Genomic DNA, 18,919 nt, shown 5'->3' with positions numbered 1-18,919 from the left:
ACCCGGGAAATCCGAAGGATTAATTCCAGAAGTCGTCCCACTGTTTCGTAAATTCCCCGCGCCGCAGGGCAACCAATCATGGATTCGCGGGGTCAAACAGGCCGAGTGAGCGCGCCACGCATTCCACCGAGGGGAATCGTGTCGCCCGCGTCACCGGACAAGTAATCGGCGTGAAGTAAAAACTCACGCCGTCCTTCGGAATTGGATCCTGACGAATTTCATGCGATCGCTCATGACCGGCCGACCGGCCCGCACCCGGCCGGACGACCAGCCGCGCGCAGCCGCGGCGCCGCCCGCGCCCGGCGCCCTGCCCGGCGCCCCGGGCGGCGTCCGCGCCCGGGCCGCCGCGCTCGCCGCGCTGGTCACGCTGGCCGCCTTCTGCCTCGGCGACGCCGTGGCCCGCAGCTACCCCTTCGGGTTCAGAACCCGCAGCGTGAACGACCTGGGCAACCAGTTCGTGCCCTTCCACGCCCACCTGTGGGACCTGCTGCACGGCCGGGGGTCCGGTGGCCTGTTCCTCAACTGGCAGTCCGGCTACGGCGCCAGCTTCCTGCCCGACCTGGGCACCTACCTCGGCAGCCCGTTCGCGCTGCTCGTCGCCCTCTTCCCGCGCGACGAGATCGACCTCGCGGTGTATGTGATCACGCTGCTGAAGATGGCGGTGGCCGGCGCGGTGATGGCCCAGCTGCTGCTGACGCTGCGCCCCGGCCGGTGGTGGGCGGCCGGGGCGCTCGGCGCCTCGTACGCGCTGTGCGGCTGGTCCGTGGCCGAGGCCTCGTACAACCCCATGTGGCTGGACGGGCTGATCGCGCTGCCGCTGCTGTGCCTGGTCGGCCACTGGGCGCTGGCGGGGCGGCGGTTCGCGCTGGGCGCGGTGCTGGTCGCGCTCGTGTGGATCGCCAACTTCTACACGGCGTACATGGCCACCCTCGGCGCCGTACTGCTGCTGCTCACCCGGCTGCTGGTGGAACACGCCCCCACCGGCGTCCCCCTGCGGCAGCGGCTCGCGCCGCTGTGGCGGCCCGTAACCCGGCTGGCGGGCGTTCTGGCGCTCGGCGTGGGGCTCGCGGCGCCCATGGTCTCGGTCGTCTACTTCGGCACCAAGCACGCCTACCCGGGCCGGGTCGTGGAGTTCTCGGCCAAGCCCTGGGCGGACGTCCTGGCCCGGCTGCTGCCGGGCACGTACAACTTCAGCAGCCCGGCCGTCTATGTCGACACGGTGGCGCTGCTGCTCGCCCTGACGCTGCCGTTCAACCCGGCCGTCCCCCGGCGGCTGCGGGGCGGCTGGACGCTGCTGGTCGCGGGGGTGACGCTGTCCCTGCAGTGGGGCCCCACCCAACTGGCCTGGCACGCCTTCAGCGTCCCCAACGGCAGCCAGTACCGGGAGACCTTCGTGCTGTGCGGGCTGCTGGTGACCGCCGCCTGGCTCTCCTTCGCCCACGGCACACCGGGCCGGCGCCCGCTGCTCGCCGCGGGCGCGCTGCTGGCCGTGATCGCGGCCGCCGCCGCGCCGGCCACCGAGCTGATCCGCCCGTGGACCTACCCGCTCCTGCTGGCCGGGGTCGCGGCCGTGGCGGCGTCCCTCCTGCTGGCCCGGCTCGCCCGCCGGCACCGCCATCCGCTGCTCGCCGCCCTCGCCGTCGTGCTGCTGATCGGCGCCCAGGTGGGCCAGTCCGCGGCCACCACGGCCGTCGCCGACCGGCTGCGGCTGGGGCACCTGGACGACTACGCGCCCTGGGGACAGCGCCAGCAGACGCAGCGGGAGCTGATCGCGGACGCGGACGGCTGGCCCCGGTACCGTACGGACCCGGGCCGCGAACAGACCGTGGGCAACGACCCGCTGCTGGTCGGCGGGCAGGGCGCGCAGTACTACAGCAGCCTCACCGCCGATGTGCTCAGCCGCACCCTCACCGCCCTCGGCGGCGGCTGGACCTCGCGCGGCCGGTCCGTGCAGAGCCTGGACAACCCGGTCACCGACGCGATCTTCTCGGTCGGCGCCCGCGTCCACTCCGCGCCCGATCCGCACCGGGACCCGAACGCGACGACCGACATCGAGCCGTATGTCACCCGTGAGGCCGTGCCGCCCCTGGTCACCGTCCGGCCGGACACCAAGAAGGCGCCCGTGTACGGCTCCTCGCCGTTCCGTAACCAGGAACTGCTGCTCGGGGCCCGGGTGTACACCCTGCCCGGCCGGATCTCGATACGCGGCGCGGACGGCAGACCCGCCGCCCGTACCCCCGACGGGGGCTACCGACTGCCCCCCGGGCCGACCGAGCAGTCCCGCCCGAAAGCGCTCCTTACCGCCACCTGCCCGGGCGGCTCCCAGGTGTTCCTGTGGGCGCCGCACTACTGGGGCGTCGCCGCGCTGCGCGGCGCCGACCGGCCCCCGGTCGGGTTCCGGGGCGACCACCCGGTCACCAAGATCGCGCCCATGCAGCCGCTGGGCAAGGCCCCGGCCTCCGGACGCGTCGAGGTGCAGCTGACCGTCCAGAAGGGCGGCACCGTCCCCGCCGCGTCCATCGGCTGCCTGGACACCGGACGGCTGCGCGCGGCCACAGACCGGCTCCGGGCCCAGGGCGCCACCGCCGTTCAGGTCTCCGACAGCGGCATCCGGGCCGAACTGCCCGCCGGCTCCCGCGGCATCGCCGTGGTCGCCGCCCCGCGGATCGCCGGCTGGCGGTGCGCCGCGGGCAGTGGCGGGGACCGCCCGGCCGACAGCTACCTCGGCCTGATCGCGGTGCGGCTCGATGGCTCCGCCACCTCCATCGACTGCACCTTCCGCCCTCCCGGTCTGCGCCTGGGCACCGCCGTGGGAGCCGCCGCGCTGCTGGCCCTGACCCTGCCGGCCGCATACCGGCTCCTGCGCAACCGACGGGAGAGCCGCCATGTCCACCACTGACGCCCGCGAATTCCGCACGGAGGAGACCATGCTCATTTCCGTCGTCGTACCCTGCTACAACGAAGAAGCCGTGATCGATCGTTTTCATGAACACCTCACCCGGGAACTCGCGGGGGTCGACCACGACTTTGAATTCGTTTATGTGGATGACGGCAGCAAGGACCGTACGCTTTCTCTGCTGAAAAAGCTGGCCGAAACCGATCCCCGGGCCCGCTACGTCTCCTTCAGCCGCAATTTCGGCAAGGAAGCGGCGATGCTGGCCGGGCTGCGATACGCCTCCGGAGACGCCGTCGTCATCATGGACGCCGATCTGCAGCACCCCCCGGAGCTGGTCAAGCGCATGGTGGACCTGCACGCCCAGGGCCATGACCAGGTCATCGCCAAGCGCACCCGCGACGGCGACCGGGTCACCCGGGTCCTCACCGCCCGCGCCTACTACCGGCTCATCAACCGCTTCGTCGATGTGAAGCTGGTCGACGGCGTCGGCGACTTCCGGCTGCTGTCCCGGCGCGCGGTGGACGCCGTGCTGGAGCTGACCGAGTACAACCGCTTCTCCAAGGGGCTGTTCGCCTGGGTGGGCTTCCCGAGCGTGACCTTCGAGTACGAGAACGCCCTGCGCGAGGAGGGCCGCAGCAAGTGGACCTTCGGCCAACTGCTCAACTACGGGGCCGACGGGCTGATCTCCTTCAACAACAAGCCACTGCGCGCCGCGGTCTACCTGGGCCTGCTGCTGCTGTCGGTGGCCGCGCTGTACGCGGCGTGGATCGTGGGCAGCGCGGCGGTCAACGGGGTCGACACCCCCGGTTATGTCACCCTCCTCGTCGTCATCACCGCCCTGGCCGGCGTCCAGATGGTCATGGTCGGCGTGATCGGCGAGTACATCGGCCGCATCTACTACGAGGTCAAGCGGCGCCCCCACTTCCTGGTACAGTCCACCAACGCGGTCCCCGCCGCCCCGCTCAAGGACCCGCTGAAGGACCTCGTCCGGTGACGCCTCGTGCCAGATCCGCGCGTCCGGCGATGCTCGGCCAAATGGTCAGATTCGGCCTGGTGGGCGTCGTCAACACCGCTACGTACTACGGCATGTACCTGTGCTTCCTGAGCTGGCTGCCCTACCTCGCGGCCCACGTCACCGCCTTCGCCCTCAGTACCGTCGGCTCGTTCCTGCTCACCTGCTGGTTCACCTACCGCACCCGCCCCACCTGGCGGAAGTTCCTGCTCTTCCCCCTGACCACGGCAGCCAACTTCGTCATCACCACCGGCGGGGTCTACGTCCTCGTCGACCTCCTGCACACCGGGGACCGGGCGGCCCCCCTGATGGCCGCCGCGGTGGCCGTGCCGATCACCTTTGTCCTCTCCCGGACGATCATGCTCGGGCAGGGCGCCCGGGGGCTCGGCGAAAACCCGGTGCGGCGGCGGACGGCGGCCACTACCGTGCCAGGTCGTCACCGCGACATCGAGCATGGGAGAGGTATGCCGGTCGGAGAAGAGCCGCGCGTGTACGAGATCCGCGTGTACGGCTGCGCGGACACCGAAGAGGCCCTCGCCCTGCAGGAGCCGATCGCCCGCCTCCTGTGTCCGGACGAATGGCACGACGGCCCGTGTGACGTCCCCTGGGAGTTCACCCTCGCCGATGACGAGCGGGCCGACGGCGACGGAGCCAAGGTGCTGGTGCTCGGCGTCCACACCTCCGGCACCCGGGCGGCGGAGGTGGCCGACCGGCTGCGCGCCGCCGTCGGGGAGACACGCCCGGTCGAGCTGGGGGAGGGCGACGCCGAGCGGTTCGAGACGCTGGTGGAGCAGTACCGGATCGAGAGCGGGTCCCGCGGGGTCTAGGCCGGCCTGGACCGGGCGCGCCCGGCCGGGTCAGGTGGTCGGACCCGCGTCGCGGGCCAGCAGGGCGGCCTGGACCCGGTTCGAGCAGCCGAGCTTGGCCAGGACACGGCTCACATACGTCTTGATGGTCTTCTCGCTCATATGCAGCTCCCGGCCGATCTCGGCGTTGGACATGCCCTCCGCCACCAGGCGCAGCACCTGCGACTCACGCTCGGTCAGCGCCGTCAGGCGCTCCGCGGCCTCCCGGCGGCGCCGGGCCGCGACCGGGGTGATCAGGTCGAGTACCGGGCGGGTCACCGCCGGGGACAGATAGGCCTCGCCGCCGTGTGCCGCGCGCACCGCGCGGATCAGCTCGTCGGGTGTGCAGTTCTTCAGCACGAATCCGGCCGCGCCGCTCTGCAGCGCCCGCAGTACATTCGGCTCGGCCCCGAACGCAGTCAGCACCACCGTGCGCAGCGCGGGCGCCTGTCGCCGCAGTTCCTCCAGTGCGCTCAGCCCGTCCAGCAGCGGCATGTTGATGTCGACCAGGGCCACATCCACGCGGTGCCGGACCGCCTCGGCCACGGCCGCCCGGCCGTGCTCCGCCACCGCGACCACCTCGATGTCGGGCGCCGACTCCAGTACGGTGCGGATACCGGCTCTGATCAGCGGCTCGTCGTCGGCCACCAGCACCCTGATCACCTCAGCCCACCCCCAGCAGCATGCCGACCGGCAGCACCACGAACATCACGGCGGCGGTGGCGAATCCGAGCGCGGCGGTACGCAGGCCCCCGGGCCCGACCGCGACGTCACTGTCATCGCCGTCGGGGCCGAGGTCGAGGGCCGAGCTGTCGCCGGCGAGGGGGTCCGGGGCGGTCGGCACCATCGCCACCAGCCGGAAAACGTCGTCCGACAGCCGGTGATCGACGAACCCGCCGATCTGCCGCATCCGTTCGTCCAGTCCGCGCAGCCCATGCCGCCCGTGCCGCCCGGGTCCGCCGCCCGTCTCGTCGAGGTTCCGCGGCCCATCCGCGACCGGGTTGACCACGGTGACCAGCAGCGCGTCCGGCTCCCAGGTGACGCACACCGTCACCGGCCGGCCCGGGGCGTGCCGGGCCGCGTTGGTCAGCCCCTCCTCGACCACCCGGTACACCGCCTCCCCGGCCGCCGGGGGCAGCGGGCGGGGCTGCCCGCCGCGCCGCAGTGCCACCGGGACCCCGGCCGCCCGGAACTCCGCGACGACCTCGTCGATCGCCTCCGCTCCGGGCGTCCGGACGGCCGTCTCGTCCGTCCCCCGCAGCGCCCCGACCAGTTCGTGCAGTTCGTCCATGGCGCCGCGCGCCGCCCCGGCCAACTGCCGGACGGCCTCCCGCTGCCCCGGTGGCAGCTCGGTCACCTCCAGCGCCGCGGCCTGGACCGACACCAGGCTGAGTCGGCGGCCCAGGGAGTCGTGCATGTCCCGGGCGATCCGCAGCCGTATCCGCAGCCGCTCCCGCTCGGCCAGCAACTCCCGCTCCCGGCGCAGCCGCCGGTTGCGCCGGCCCAGCTCCGCCACCAGCCGCCGATGCTGTGCCAGATACCGGCCGACGAGCAGTGGCAGCGCGACGAACACCACGAAGGTCGAGATCAGTTGCTGTACGGCGGGCGCGTCCGTCGGCCAGATCGTGAGCCGCACCGCAATCCAGCCGAGCGCGGCACCCGCCACCTGCGCCGTGTCCCGCCCCGCCACCGCGCGGTGTCCGGCCCCGTAGGCCGCCCACAGCAGCAGGACGTACGAGCCCCCGGTCAGCGCGGCCAGCAGCAGGGCGGCCGTGAAGGCCGCCGCAGGGGCCCGCTCGCCCAGCGCGACCACGCCCGCCACGGCCAGCGCGTACCCCACGGCGGCCCAGGGGAGCGGGCCGCCGTGGCGCGCGGCCACGAACAGCGCGGTGTCCGCCACGACCATGGCGGCGGCCGGAAGACATCGGCCCAGGGGAAGCAGGCTCATGGCAGCAGGCTAAAGCCTCGACGAGCATGTCTACTTTGGTCGCCGCGATCGGCGACTTTCGACCACAGCGCCGCACGGGGCCCGGTTCCTAACGTGAACGGCGTGATCGAAGTGCGCGACCTCAGCAAGAAGTACGGAAACACCACCGCGGTCGACCGGCTGTCCTTCACCGTGCGGCCCGGCCGGGTGACCGGGTTCCTCGGGCCGAACGGGGCGGGAAAGTCCACCACGATGCGGATGATGCTCGACCTCGACCGCCCCACCACGGGCCATGTCCTCATCGACGGCCGCCGCTACCGGCGCCTCCCCGATCCGCTGCGCCGGGTCGGGGCGCTGCTGGAGGCCCGGGCAGTGCACGGCGGCCGCAGTGTGTACGACACCCTGCGGTGGCCGGCGCGCTCCAACCGGATCCCCGAGGCGCGGGTACGCGAGGTGCTGGAGCTGGTCGGGCTGGCGGGCGTGGCCCGGCAGCGGGCCAAAGGCCTCTCGCTCGGCATGGCCCAGCGGCTCGGCATCGCGGCGGCGCTGCTCGGCGATCCGCCGGTGCTGCTGTTCGACGAGCCGGTCAACGGTCTGGACCCCGAGGGGATCCTCTGGATCCGGAACCTCATGAAGGACCTGGCCGCGGAGGGCCGGACGGTGTTCGTCTCCAGCCATCTGATGAGCGAGATGGCGCTCACGGCGGAACACCTCATCGTGATCGGGCGCGGCAGGCTGCTCGCGGACACCACCGTAGGTGAGTTCATCGAGGCCAACTCCCGCTCCTGTGTGCGGATCCGCACGCCCGAGCCGGAGCGGATGCGCGCCGCGCTGGCGGCCACGGGCGTCCGGGTGGAGCGGGCGGCGGACGGAGCGCTGGAGGCGTACGGGACGCGGGCCGCGGCGGTCGGCGAGCTGGCGGCGGCCCAGGGGTTGACGGTGCACGAGGTCAGCACGCGACAGGCCTCGCTCGAAGAGGCGTTCATGCGGCTCACGGGCGAGGCGGCCGACCACCGGGCGGGGGGTGCGCGATGACGGACGCGGCCCGTGTGCGCGCGGCCTTCGCCGCCGAGTGGATCAAGATCCGGACCGTCCGGTCGACGCTGTGGACCCTGCTGCTGTCCCTCGTCGTCAGCGTCGGTCTCGGCCTCCTCGTCGGCCACTCCATGAGCGAGGGTTTCTCCCGGATGGACCGGGAACGGCAGGAGAACTTCGACCCCGTCGCGGCGGGCTTCCTCGGCCTGACCGTCGGCCAGATCGCCCTCGTCGTGTTCGGTGTGCTGCAGATCGGCGCCGAGTACACCAGCGGCACCATCCGCGCCTCGCTCATGGCGGTGCCGCGCCGTGGGCTGTTCTACGGGGCCAAGGTGGCGGCCACCATGCTGACCGCGCTGGTGTTCTCGCTGTTCACCGTCTACGTCACCTTCTTCGCGGCGCAGTGGGCCCTCGGCCCGCAGGGCATGTCCCTCGGCGACCCCGGCGTCCTGCGCGCGACCCTCGGCGCCTGGGCGTATCTGACGCTGATGTGCGCGTTCTCGATCGGAGTGGCCACGATGCTGCGCAGTACGGCGCTCACTCTCGGAATCCTGATCCCGCTGCTCTTCCTCAACTCGCAGGGGCTCGGCAATGTGCCGAAGATCCGGACGGTCGCGCAGTTCCTGCCCGACCAGGCCGGGGCGGTGATGATGCAGGTGGTCAGGGTGGACGAGTCATTCGTCACGCATCGGGACTTCGGCCCGGGGACCGCGCTGGTGATCCTGCTGGCCTGGACGGTGGCGGCTCTCGTCGGGGGTTCTGTGGTGCTGCGCCGCCGCGACCCATGATGCATATGATGTGCAAGTGCATGATTACCGCATCAGGACGGCCACCCCCGGCGACCTCGACGGTGCCCGGAGCGTGATGCTCGACACCGTGTACCGGGACTTCGGTACGGGGTATGTGCCGCGCTGGCACGGCGACATCGTCGATCCGGAGCGCGCCTACCTCCGGTCCGCGCGGCACACCCTGCTTGTCGCCGTCGACGAGCGCGACGAGCGGGTGGTCGCCACGGGCGCGCTCGACTCGCGGGGGCCCGCGTATCCGCCCAACCCCCTTGCGCTCGCCGAGCGTTACCCCTCGGGGCGCACCGCGCAGCTGCGCCGGGTGTACGTACGGCCCGAGCACCGGCGGCGCGGGCTCGCCCGGCAGTTGGTGGGCCGACTGCTGGACTTCGCGGCGGCGGACGGCGGCTATCACGCGGTCTATCTGCACACCGATCCCGCCGTGCCCGGCGCCGAGGCCTTCTGGAGGTCGCTGGGGGAGGTGGTGTGCGACGAGCGGACGGCGCCCGGCGGCGGGCAGAGCGTCGTGCACTTCGAGGTGCCCCTGCGCCTGGGGGTCCAGGAAACCAATGTGGTTAATGGAAATGATAACCATGTAGCCTGGGTGGCGTCCCGCTCGTAAAACCCCGTGGAGAACGAGGACCATGCGCTTCGCCCGCCGCCGTCAGCTGGTCTCCGGCCTGCTGCTCGCCCCGCTGCTCACCGGCTGCTTCGCCGCCGACGACAACTCCTCCCCGTCCGGCTCCTCGGCCGACGCACGGCTGCGCGTCGCGCTCGCCTTCCCGCCCGCCGAGAACTTCTCGCCGTACGGCAGTGACGCCACTCTGCTCAGCCGACTCGGCGTCACCGAGGGGCTGACCCGGCTGGACGCCAACGGCGCCGCGTCCCCCGCGCTCGCCGAGTCATGGCGTCAGGACAACGAGCACGCCTGGCTGTTCACCCTGCGCGAGGCCCGCTTCCAGGATGGGACCGAACTCACCCCGGCCACGGTCGCCGCCGCCCTCACCCACGCCGCCCAGGCCGACCCCGCCCCCGCCGCACTCTCCGGGATGGAGCTCACCGCCGAACCCGTCGGGAAGCGGCAGGTCCGCGTCACCCCCGCCGACCCCGACCCCGCGCTGCCGCTGCGGCTGTCCAGCCCGAGCCTGGCCGTGCTGTCCGCCAAGGCGTACCGGAAGAAGGGCACCGTCAACCCGGTCGGCACCGCCACCGGACCGTATCTGCTCACCAAGGCCGGCGGCGGCAACCGGGCCACCCTGAACCGCTTCGACGACTACTGGGGCGGCCGGGCCCAGGCCGCCGGCGTCGACGCGCGGTTCATCGCCGACGGCACGGCCCGCACCAACGCCCTGCGCACCGGCGAGGTGGACATCGCCGAAGCGGTGCCGGTCGCCCAGACCTCCTCCCTCGACAAGGGCACCGCCCGCGAACTGGCCACCGCACGCACCACCAGCCTGCTGCTGAACACCCGCTCCGGCCCCTTCGCGGACCCGAAGGTGCGGGCCGCCGCCCGCGCGGCGGTCGACACCTCGGTCCTCGCCAAGGACGTGTACGAGGGCCACGCCGACCGCGGCCAGGGCGTGTTCGGGCCCGCCCTGACCTGGGCGGCCGGCAAGCGCGAGGAGCCGAACGGGCGGGCGCGGGCCGCGCGCGTCCACGGCACCGACATCACCCTCGCCACCTACGACAACCGGCCGGAGCTGCCCGAGGTCGCGCAGGTGCTGCAACAGCAACTGCGGAAGGCCGGGTTCACCGTCAAGGTGGAGGTGCGCGAGTCCTCGCGGATCGAAGGCGACGCGCTGGCCGGCAAGTTCGACGCGTTCATCGGCGCGCGCAACACCATGCTCGACACCGGCGACCCGGTCTCCGTCCTCGCCAGCGACTTCACCTGCGACGGCAGCTACAACCTGGCGCTGTTGTGCGACAAGCGGGTCGACCGGGCCGTCGCCAAGGCCGAGTCCGCGGTCGACCCCGCGAAGCGCCAGGACGCGGCGATGGCGGCGGAGGCCGAAATCCTGCGCACGGACGCGACCGTGCCGCTCGTCCACCAGCGGATCGTGCAGGGCGTCCGCACCTCGGTCCACGGCGTGCTCCTCGACCCGTACGAGCGCACCCTCATCGGCCCGGGGACCCGGCGCTGAGCGCCATACGCCGCGGCGCCCCGGCGGGCGCGCTGTGGCGCGTCACCGTGGCCGCCGCCCTGCTGTGCGGCATCGGCCTGCTGCCGTGGCTCTCCCGCACCGACCCCGCGCGCACCGTGCTGGAGGCGCGGTCGGCCGAACGCGACCCCGCCCCCGAGGTGCTGGCCGCCGTACGCGATGAACTCGGGCTCGACGCCGGGCCCGTACACCTGCTCGGCCAGTGGCTCGGCGGGCTGCCGCGCGGCGACGCAGGCCACTCCTGGATCTCGGGTGAGGCCGTGCTGCCCGCCGTCACCACGGCCCTCGGCGCCTCGCTGCTGCTCATGGCAGCGGCCCTGGCCGTCGCCGTGGCCACCGCCGCCGCGGTGTGCGCCCGCACCCTCAGACGCGGGGCGCGGGGCGGGCTCGCCGGGCGGCGCGCCGGCGGCGCCGCGGCGATGCTCGCCGCGCTGCCCGAGTTCCTGACCGCCTCCGTCCTGGCCACCGTGGTCGGGGTACAGCTCGGGTGGCTGCCCGCGCTCGGCTGGTACGGGCCGCGCTGGCTCGTCCTGCCCGCGCTGGCCATCGGCCTGCCCACCGGGGCGCTGCTCGGCCGGATGCTCGACGACGCGCTGCCCGGCGCCTTCGCCGAGCCCTGGGCGCGGGCCGCCGCCGCCCGGGGCATCCCGGGCCGGCGCATCGCCCGGCACGCGCTGCGCCGGTGCGTCCCCGGACTGCTGCCCAACCTCGGCCTGTTCGTGGTCGGCCTCACCGGAGGCGCGGTCGCCGTGGAGCAGATCTTCGACATACCCGGGCTCGGCCGGCTCACTCTGGACGCCGCCATCGCCCAGGACCTGCCCGTGCTCCAGGCCGGCACGCTCGCCCTGGTGGCGCTCGCCGCGGCCGTGGGCGGCCTGTCCCGGCTCGCGGGCCGCGCCCTGCTCGGACCCGCGCTGCGCGACGGCGCGCTGGTCTCCCTGCACCGGACCACCGCCCCGGAGCGCAGCACGCTTCCTCTGCTCTACGGCGCGCTGCTGCTCGGCGTCATCGCCCTCGGCCTGGCCCGCGACCCGCTGGCCCTGGACACCGCCGCCCGTCTCGAGCCCCCGTCCTGGGCGCACCCGTTCGGCACCGACGCGCTGGGCCGCGACCTCCTGGCCCGGGTCGGACACGGCGCGCTCACCACCCTCGCCCTCGCGCTCGCGGTCAGCGCCGCGGCGCTGCTGGCCGGGGTGGTGCTCGGGCTGGTGCCCCGGCTGTCCGCGGCCCTCGTCGACACCGTCAACGCCGTACCGGCCGTACTCGCCGGACTCCTCGTCACCGGCGTCACGGGCGGCGGCCCCGCCACACCCCCGCTCGCCGTGGCCGCGGTCGCCTGGGCCCCGCTGGCCGCGCACACCTCCGCCCTGCTGCGCCAGGAGCTCGCCACCACCCACCTCGCCGCCACCCGCGCGCTCGGCGCCGGACAGCCGCATGTGCTCCGGCGCGCCCTGCTGCCCGCCGTGCTGCCGCCGGTGACCCGGCACGCGCTGCTGCGGCTGCCCTCGGTGGCGCTCGCCCTCGCCTCCCTCGGCTTCCTCGGCCTCGGCGCCCAGCCGCCGTCCCCCGAGTGGGGCCTGCTGCTGGCCGAGAACCACCCGTACGCCGAGCGCGCCCCCTGGGCCGTGCTGGCCCCCGCCGCGATGCTCGCCGTCCTCGGGGCGCTGGCGGTGACCGCGGCCGACGGGGTGCGGTGGCCGTGGCCGGGCCGCACCCGGCGCGGCGACCGGACGTTCTCCGCCGCGCGCCAGGGGCCCGCAGGACACCGTCCCGCGGTGGGTGTACCGGAGGAGGCCGGATGACCGGGACCTCCGCCCGGGCCCCCTCAGGCACGGCGGCGCGGGCCTGGCGGCGGCGCGGCGGGCTGCCGCCGCTGCCGCCCCTGCTGCGGCTGCTGATCTGGACCCAGCTCGCCTTCAACATCGGCTTCTACGCGGTCCTGCCCTTCCTCGCCGAACACCTCGGCACCGCCATCGGCATGGCCGGCTGGCTGGTCGGCCTGGTGCTCGGCCTGCGCACCTTCAGCCAGCAGGGGCTGTTCGTGGTGGGCGGCGCCCTGGCCGACCGCTACGGCATCCGGCCGGTGGTGCTGGCGGGCTGCGCGCTGCGGATCGCGGGTTTCGCGTGGCTGGGCTGGGCGGAGCGCACCTGGGCGGTCATCGGCGCGGTGCTGCTGATCGGCTTCGCGGCCGCGCTGTTCTCGCCAGCCGTCGAGTCCGAGGTGGCCCGCCAGGCGGTGGGCTGGGAGAAGGCGGGCGGCGGACCCCGCACCCGCGTCCTGGCGCTGTTCAACGTCGCCGGGCAGGCCGGCGCGTTCGTCGGACCGCTGCTGGGCGCCCTCCTGCTGGCCGTGGACTTCCGCACCGTATGCCTCGCCGGGGCGGCGGTCTTCGTCCTCGTCCTGGCCGGACATCTGCGGCTGCTGCCCCAGCACATCCCCGGCCCCCCTTTCAGGGGTTCGGCTCGCCCGGCCACCCCGGCCCGCGGTGGAGTACGGGCCCTGCTGCGCAACCGGCGCTTCCTCGCGCTGTGTCTGGCGTACGGCGTCTACGTGCTGGCGTACAACCAGCTCTACCTCGCCCTGCCCCTGGAAGTGGAGCGCGCCGTGGGCTCACAGGCCCCGCTGGCCTGGCTGTTCGCCCTCTCCTCCGCGCTGGTCGTGACCGCCCAACTGCCCATCACCCGCTGGGCGGCCGCCCGGCTGGACCTGCGCCGCTCCATGGCGGCCGGGCTGCTGCTCGTCTCCGCGGGCTTCGCCGCCGTGGCCGCCGCCCGCCCCGCCGCCTGGACGGGCGCCGCCGGGCTGCTCCCGTCAGCGGCCCTCGTCGTACTGCTCACCCTCGGTCAGATGCTGCTCGCCCCGGCCGCCCGGGCCTGGGTGCCCGACCTCGCCGACGAGGGCAGGATCGGCCTCTACACCGGCGCGCTGTCGTCCGTCTCCGGCCTGGTCGTCCTGGCCGGCAGCGCGGCGACCGGCTCGCTGCTCGACACCGGCCTGCCCGCCGCGGTCCCCTGGCTGGTGCTCACGGCGCTCCCGGTGGCGGCGGCCGCCCTGCTGCCGCGCCACCGCCACGAGCTCGGTGTTACCGAGGGCCGGAGCGGCCGTGCTTCGTCAGCGACGTCTTCCCCGTCCAGCAGCCCAGGCCCCAGGTCTCCTTCGGCGGCTCCTCCGACGCGGCGTACGCGGCCGGGGGCGCCGAGGCCGACATCTACTGCCTGTGGGGCGAGCCCCTGGACCGCACCGCCGAGCAGATCCAGGCGGTAAAGACGAGTTCATCCTGTCGGGATATCCGCATCTGGAAGAGGCGTACTGGTTCGGCGAGGGCGTACTGCCCCTCCTGCGGGAGCGGGGCCTTTGGAACCACCCCTTCCGAGGCTCGGAGCCACTCGCCGCCCAGATCCCCTTCGCGGGCTCCGGGAGTTCGTGACCAACCGCGCGCGCGGAGGTACGGTGTCCCCCAACTGCCGTAGGACGACGGCGTGATCAGGGGATTGACGTGGGCATATCGGGGGACATGGCGCTGCGCGCGGCTGGTCGCGGTGAGCCGCTTCGGCCGTCCGACGGGCCGAGGCCGGGGCGGTGAGGACTGATGGGATGGGACCTCACGCCCGATTGGTTGGACGACGCGGTCGAGTCGCGCACTGAGGCCGTCGGGGACGGTGTGGAGTGGTTGGGGAACAAGACCGCGGAGGGTCTGGACAAGGCCGGCTGGGAGGGCGGGGCGGACTGGGTCCGTGACAAGTCCCGTTCGGCGGCGAACGCTCTGGGTGCCGATGTCGCCGAGATGCGGCTGGACGAGACCGAGGACCCGAAGAAGCTGATCTTCGGCAGTGCCGGGAAGCTCCGGTCCACGGCCACGCGTCTGCGGGACTTCCAGAAGGCCTTCGACCAGGTCGGCAACGGACTCAAGGGGCTGGACGCATCCCACCTCAAGGGCAAGAGCGCGGACGCCTTCCGCGACAAGGTCTCCATCGAGCCGAAGAAGTGGTTCAAGGCCGCCGACGCGTGTGAGAAGGCCGCGGCGGCGCTGGAGGGCTTCGCGGGCACCGTGGAGTGGGCGCAGGGCCAGGCGGCGGAGGCGATCGAGGCGTACAAGGCGGCCAAGAAGGCGTCGGAGGAGGCGCGTTCGGCCCACAACGGGAAGGTGGACGCGTACAACGCGGCCGTGGACGCCGGGAAGGACCCAGGCCCCAAGCCGCGGGCGTTCCACGATCCGGGTCCGGGGAAGGCGAAGGCGGCGCAGGAGAAGCTGGACGAGGCGCGGCGGCAGCGGAACAAGGCGGAGGAGACGGCGGTCAAGGCGGTGGCGCAGGCGCGGGACGCCGCCCCGCCCAAGCCCTCCTACGCCGCACAGGTCGCCGATGGCCTGCAGGGCATGACGCTGGGCCTGGACCACTTCGCCGGGGGCGTGGTGAAGGGGACGGCTGGCCTGCTCAATTTCGTCCGCCAGATCAATCCGCTGGACCTGTACAACATCACCCATCCCGCCGAGTACGTGACCAATCTGAACAGCACCGCGGCCGGGTTGGTGACGCTGGCCAACGACCCTGTCGGCGCGGGCAAGAACATGCTCGACGCCTTCGCCGAGGACCCGGCGGAGGGGCTGGGCCGTCTGGTGCCCGAGCTGATCGGCACCAAGGGACTCGGTGGCCTCAGAGGCGCCGCCAAGGCCGCCGCGTACACGCGGCCGCTCTCCAACGGTGGTGTCCGCGCGGCCCTGCGAAAAGCCGGGCCGCACGCGTACGGGCGCGAGGACATGGCGAAAGTCTGCAAGGGCACGGATCCGGTGGACCTCGCGACCGGGAAGATGTTTCTGCCGCAGACGGACGTGGCGCTGCCCGGCGTTCTGCCGTTGGTCTTCCGCCGCCGGGTGGAGTCCGGCTACGCGGCCGGGGGTTGGTTCGGTCCGTCGTGGTCGAGCACGGCCGACCAGCGGCTGGAGATCGACGCCGAAGGTGTGGTGTTCATCAGCGAGGACGGGCTGCTGCTGTCCTATCCGCACCCGGCCCCCGGCCTCCCCACGCTTCCCGTGGCCGGCCCGCGCTGGCCGCTCGAGCGGGACGCCGACGGCGACTACACCCTCACCGACCCCACCGGCGGACACACCCGCCATTTCTCCGGCCCGGCGGGTGGGGGAGACGGGGTCGCCCGGCCCACGCAGATCACCGATCGCGCGGGCCACGTCATCACCTTCGACTACGACACCGAGGGCGTGCCCACACGCATCCGCCACAGTGCCGGATACCACCTCGAGCTGACGGCGACAGCGGGCCGGATCACCGCACTTCACTTGGCGGGAGCGGCGGCGGATGGCTCGGACCAGCAGCTGCTCCGCTACGGCTACGCCGACGGCAACCTCTCCGAGGTCATCAACTCCTCCGGTCTGCCGTTACGGTTCGAGTACGACGACGAGCGTCGTGTCATCTCCTGGACCGACACCAATGACCGCCGCTACGACTACGTGTACGACAACCGGGACCGGTGCATCGCGGAAGGCGGCGAGGCGGGCCATGTATCGGTCCGTATCGACTACCACGACACCGACCATGCGACCGGTCACCGGGTCACGACGGTCACCACGCCCGAGGGCCACACCAGCCGCTATGTCATCGACGACGCCTGCCGGGTCATCGCCGAGACCGACCCCCTGGGCCACGCCACCACCTACGCCTACGACCGCCGCGGCCGGCTCCTGGCCCGCACCGACCCGCTGGGCCACACCACCACCTACGCCTACGACGAGGCGGGCCACCTCACAAGGATCACGGGCCCGGACGGCCACGGGACCACCACCGCGTACAACGCCCTGGGCCTGCCGACGTCCGTGACCGGCCCGGACGGGGCCACGTGGAGCCAGACCTACGACGAGGCGGGCCACCGCACCAGCGTCACCGACCCGGCCGGCCACACCACCCGCTACACCTATGACAACGGCGGCCGCTTGATCGCCATCACTGACGCGCTGGGGCAGACCACAGCGGTGCGTTGTGACGCGGCGGGCCTTCCGGTGGAGATCACCGATCCCCTCGGCGCCACCACCCGCTACCAGCGCGACGCCTTCGGCCGCCCGGTGGCCCTCACCGACCCCCTGGGGCACACCACACACCTGCGGTGGACCGTCGAAGGCAAACTGGCCGCCCGCACCAACCCGGACGGCGCGACCGAGACCTGGAGGTACGACGGCGAGGGCAACTGCACGCGGAGCGTCGACGCGGCGGGCGGGGTGACCTCGTACGAATACACCCACTTCGATCTGCCGGCCGCTCGCACCGGCCCGGACGGGGTGCGCTACGAGTTCACCCACGACACCGCGCTGCGTCTGACCCAGGTCACCAACCCGCAGGGCCTGACCTGGTCCTATGAGTACGATCCGGCGGGCCGCACGGTGTCCGAGACGGACTTCGACGGCCGCACCCTCACCTACACCCACGACGCCGCCGGCCGGCTGACCTCCCGGGCCAACCCCCTCGGCCAGACGGTGGTCTTCGAGCGCGACGCGCTCGGCCGCACCCTCCGCAAGACCACCGGCGAGCGGACCACCACCTTCGCCTACGACCCCGCCGGACGCCTGACCACCGCCACCGGGCCCGACACCGAGGTGGTCTACCAGCGCGACCGCATGGGCCGCGTCAAAACCGAGATGGTCGGCGGCCGGGTCCTGGCCCACACCTACGACGCCCTGGGCCGCCGCACCCGCCGCACCACCCCCACCGGGGCCACGACCACGTACACCTACGACCCGGCGGGCAACCGCACCACCCTCACCACCTCCGGCCACACCCTCGCCTTCGACCACGACGCCACAGGCCGCGAAACCGCCCGCCACCTCACAGACACGCTCTCCCTGTCCCAGGTCTGGGACCCGGCAGGGCGCCTGACCGAACAGACCCTCACCGGCTCGGCCCCCGGCCCACTGCACCACCGGGCCTACACCTACCGCGCCGACGGCCACCTCATCGCCGTCGACGACCACCACAGCGGCCCCCGCACCTTCACCCTCGACGACGCTCGCCGGGTCACCGCCGTCCATGCCCAGGGCTGGACCGAGACCTACGCGTACGACGAAGCGGGCAACCAGACGCACGCCTCCTGGCCCATCGACCAGCCCGCCCAGGAAGCCACCGGAGGCCGTCGCTACACCGGCACCCGCATCATCCGCGCCGGAAACATCCGCTACGCACACGACGCCGCGGGCCGCCTCACCCTCCGCCGGAAGACCCGCCTGTCGAAGAAACCCGACACCTGGCGCTACACCTGGGACGCCGAAGACCGCCTCACCGCCGTCACCACCCCCGACGGCACCACCTGGCGCTATCTCTACGACCCTTTCGGCCGCCGCACCGCCAAACAACGCCTCGCCCCCGACGGCCGCACCATCGCCGAGCAGACCGACTTCACCTGGGACGGCCCCACCCTCGTCGAACAGACCACCACCGCACCCGACCTGCCCCACCCGGTCAGCCTCACCTGGGACCACCAGGGCCTCCACCCCATCGCCCAGACCGAGCGGATCACCGACACCACCACCCAGCGCGAGATCGACCAGCGCTTCTTCGCGATCGTCACCGACCTCGTCGGCACCCCCACCCACCTCGTCGACGAGACAGGCGTCACCGCCTGGCGCGTCGAGACCACCCTGTGGGGCACCGCGACCACGACCGGCGACCGCACCACCCGCACACCCCTCCGCTTCCCCGGCCAGTACCACGACCCGGAAACCGGCCTCCACTACAACCACCACCGCTACTACGACCCCACCACCGCCCGCTACCTCACCCCCGACCCCCTCGGACTCGCCCCGGCCCCCAACCCCGCCACCTACGTCCACAATCCCCACACCTGGAGCGACCCGCTCGGCCTCACACCGTGCGAGGAATTCGTCGCGTCCCTGCCGGAGGAGCCGGGGGTCAACTACCTGTATCGCGGGGTGTCCGTGGAGAGCCCCGCGTACGGGGACGCCGTGAACGGAGTAGCCCATCCCCGGGGCGGGCACTCCGATATGGTCGCCCACCATCAAGGCGATACGAGGAGCGTCTATACGTCCTGGGCCACGACGCCGGACACCGCGTGGCGCTACGCACGGGGCGCCGCGGAAGGGCGTAGCGATCTTCCCGGGGTGGTCCTGCAGGTCGCGCTTCCGCTCGGGAAACCGGTGTATCCCTCGTTCATGTTCTCCTCGGAGCTGTGGGAACTCACGGAGCACCTGGTCGAGGGGTCGGTCACCAACGCCAAGGTGTTCCACGTTCCGGCATCCTGAAG

Annotated in this window: 11 protein-coding genes and 2 pseudogenes; 11 read left to right on the top strand and 2 right to left on the bottom strand. The window is 73.0% G+C overall.

Annotated features, from left to right (window positions below):
- Positions 1-232: 232 nt before the first annotated feature.
- From PV419_RS20805 to PV419_RS20795, 3 genes and pseudogenes are all read left to right on the top strand, one after another.
- Positions 233-2,899, top strand: coding sequence for a YfhO family protein (locus tag PV419_RS20805; RefSeq protein ID WP_319691057.1), 2,667 nt, complete (start codon positions 233-235; stop codon positions 2,897-2,899).
- A gap of 28 nt (positions 2,900-2,927) precedes the next feature.
- Positions 2,928-3,890 (top strand): glycosyltransferase family 2 protein, encoded by a 963-nt coding sequence (locus tag PV419_RS20800; protein ID WP_319691277.1) that lies wholly within the window; start codon positions 2,928-2,930, stop codon positions 3,888-3,890.
- A 41-nt stretch (positions 3,891-3,931) separates the two neighbouring features.
- A pseudogene (locus PV419_RS20795) lies at positions 3,932-4,273 on the top strand (GtrA family protein); the annotation flags it as partial.
- A 492-nt stretch (positions 4,274-4,765) separates the two neighbouring features.
- Here the strand turns inward: PV419_RS20795 and PV419_RS20790 are convergent.
- Both PV419_RS20790 and PV419_RS20785 read right to left on the bottom strand, forming a co-directional pair.
- Positions 4,766-5,416 (bottom strand): response regulator transcription factor, encoded by a 651-nt coding sequence (locus tag PV419_RS20790; RefSeq protein ID WP_319691055.1) that lies wholly within the window; start codon positions 5,414-5,416, stop codon positions 4,766-4,768.
- 1 nt (position 5,417) lies between these two features.
- The gene (locus PV419_RS20785) at positions 5,418-6,701 is read right to left on the bottom strand and encodes a sensor histidine kinase (protein WP_319691053.1); all 1,284 of its coding nucleotides are present in this window, start codon (positions 6,699-6,701) and stop codon (positions 5,418-5,420) included.
- Positions 6,702-6,803: 102 nt separating this feature from the next.
- Here PV419_RS20785 and PV419_RS20780 point away from each other — a divergent pair, with 102 nt between their 5' ends.
- The 8 genes and pseudogenes from PV419_RS20780 to PV419_RS20745 all read left to right on the top strand — a co-directional run bounded on the left by PV419_RS20780 (position 6,804) and on the right by PV419_RS20745 (position 18,917).
- Complete coding sequence (locus tag PV419_RS20780) at positions 6,804-7,715, top strand: ABC transporter ATP-binding protein (protein WP_319691052.1); 912 nt, start codon at positions 6,804-6,806, stop codon at positions 7,713-7,715.
- Positions 7,712-8,503, top strand: a complete 792-nt coding sequence (locus PV419_RS20775; protein ID WP_319691051.1) for an ABC transporter permease — start codon at positions 7,712-7,714, stop codon at positions 8,501-8,503. Before PV419_RS20780 ends, PV419_RS20775 begins: the two co-directional genes overlap by 4 nt.
- A 16-nt stretch (positions 8,504-8,519) precedes the next feature.
- Positions 8,520-9,122, top strand: coding sequence for a GNAT family N-acetyltransferase (locus tag PV419_RS20770; RefSeq protein ID WP_319691050.1), 603 nt, complete (start codon positions 8,520-8,522; stop codon positions 9,120-9,122).
- A 22-nt stretch (positions 9,123-9,144) separates the two neighbouring features.
- Entirely contained in the window at positions 9,145-10,641 is a 1,497-nt protein-coding gene (locus PV419_RS20765; protein WP_319691048.1) for an ABC transporter substrate-binding protein, read from the top strand.
- Positions 10,642-10,964: 323 nt separating this feature from the next.
- The gene (locus tag PV419_RS20760; RefSeq protein WP_319691275.1) at positions 10,965-12,461 is read left to right on the top strand and encodes an ABC transporter permease subunit; all 1,497 of its coding nucleotides are present in this window, start codon (positions 10,965-10,967) and stop codon (positions 12,459-12,461) included.
- Entirely contained in the window at positions 12,458-13,924 is a 1,467-nt protein-coding gene (locus PV419_RS20755; protein ID WP_319691046.1) for an MFS transporter, read from the top strand. Before PV419_RS20760 ends, PV419_RS20755 begins: the two co-directional genes overlap by 4 nt.
- A pseudogene (locus PV419_RS20750) lies at positions 13,920-14,087 on the top strand (alkanesulfonate monooxygenase); the annotation flags it as partial. The gene PV419_RS20755 and the pseudogene PV419_RS20750, both read left to right, overlap by 5 nt.
- A gap of 162 nt (positions 14,088-14,249) precedes the next feature.
- Positions 14,250-18,917 carry a putative T7SS-secreted protein gene (locus tag PV419_RS20745; protein WP_319691045.1) on the top strand — a complete coding sequence of 1,556 codons (4,668 nt, stop codon included), beginning with the start codon at positions 14,250-14,252 and terminating at the stop codon, positions 18,915-18,917.
- Positions 18,918-18,919: the final 2 nt, after the last annotated feature.

Source organism: Streptomyces sp. ME19-01-6 (genome assembly GCF_033793745.1).
Taxonomy (GTDB): Bacteria; Actinomycetota; Actinomycetes; order Streptomycetales; family Streptomycetaceae; genus Streptomyces.
The sequence above is the reverse complement of the archived record's forward strand: the minus strand, read 5'-3'. Positions and strand labels throughout refer to the sequence as shown.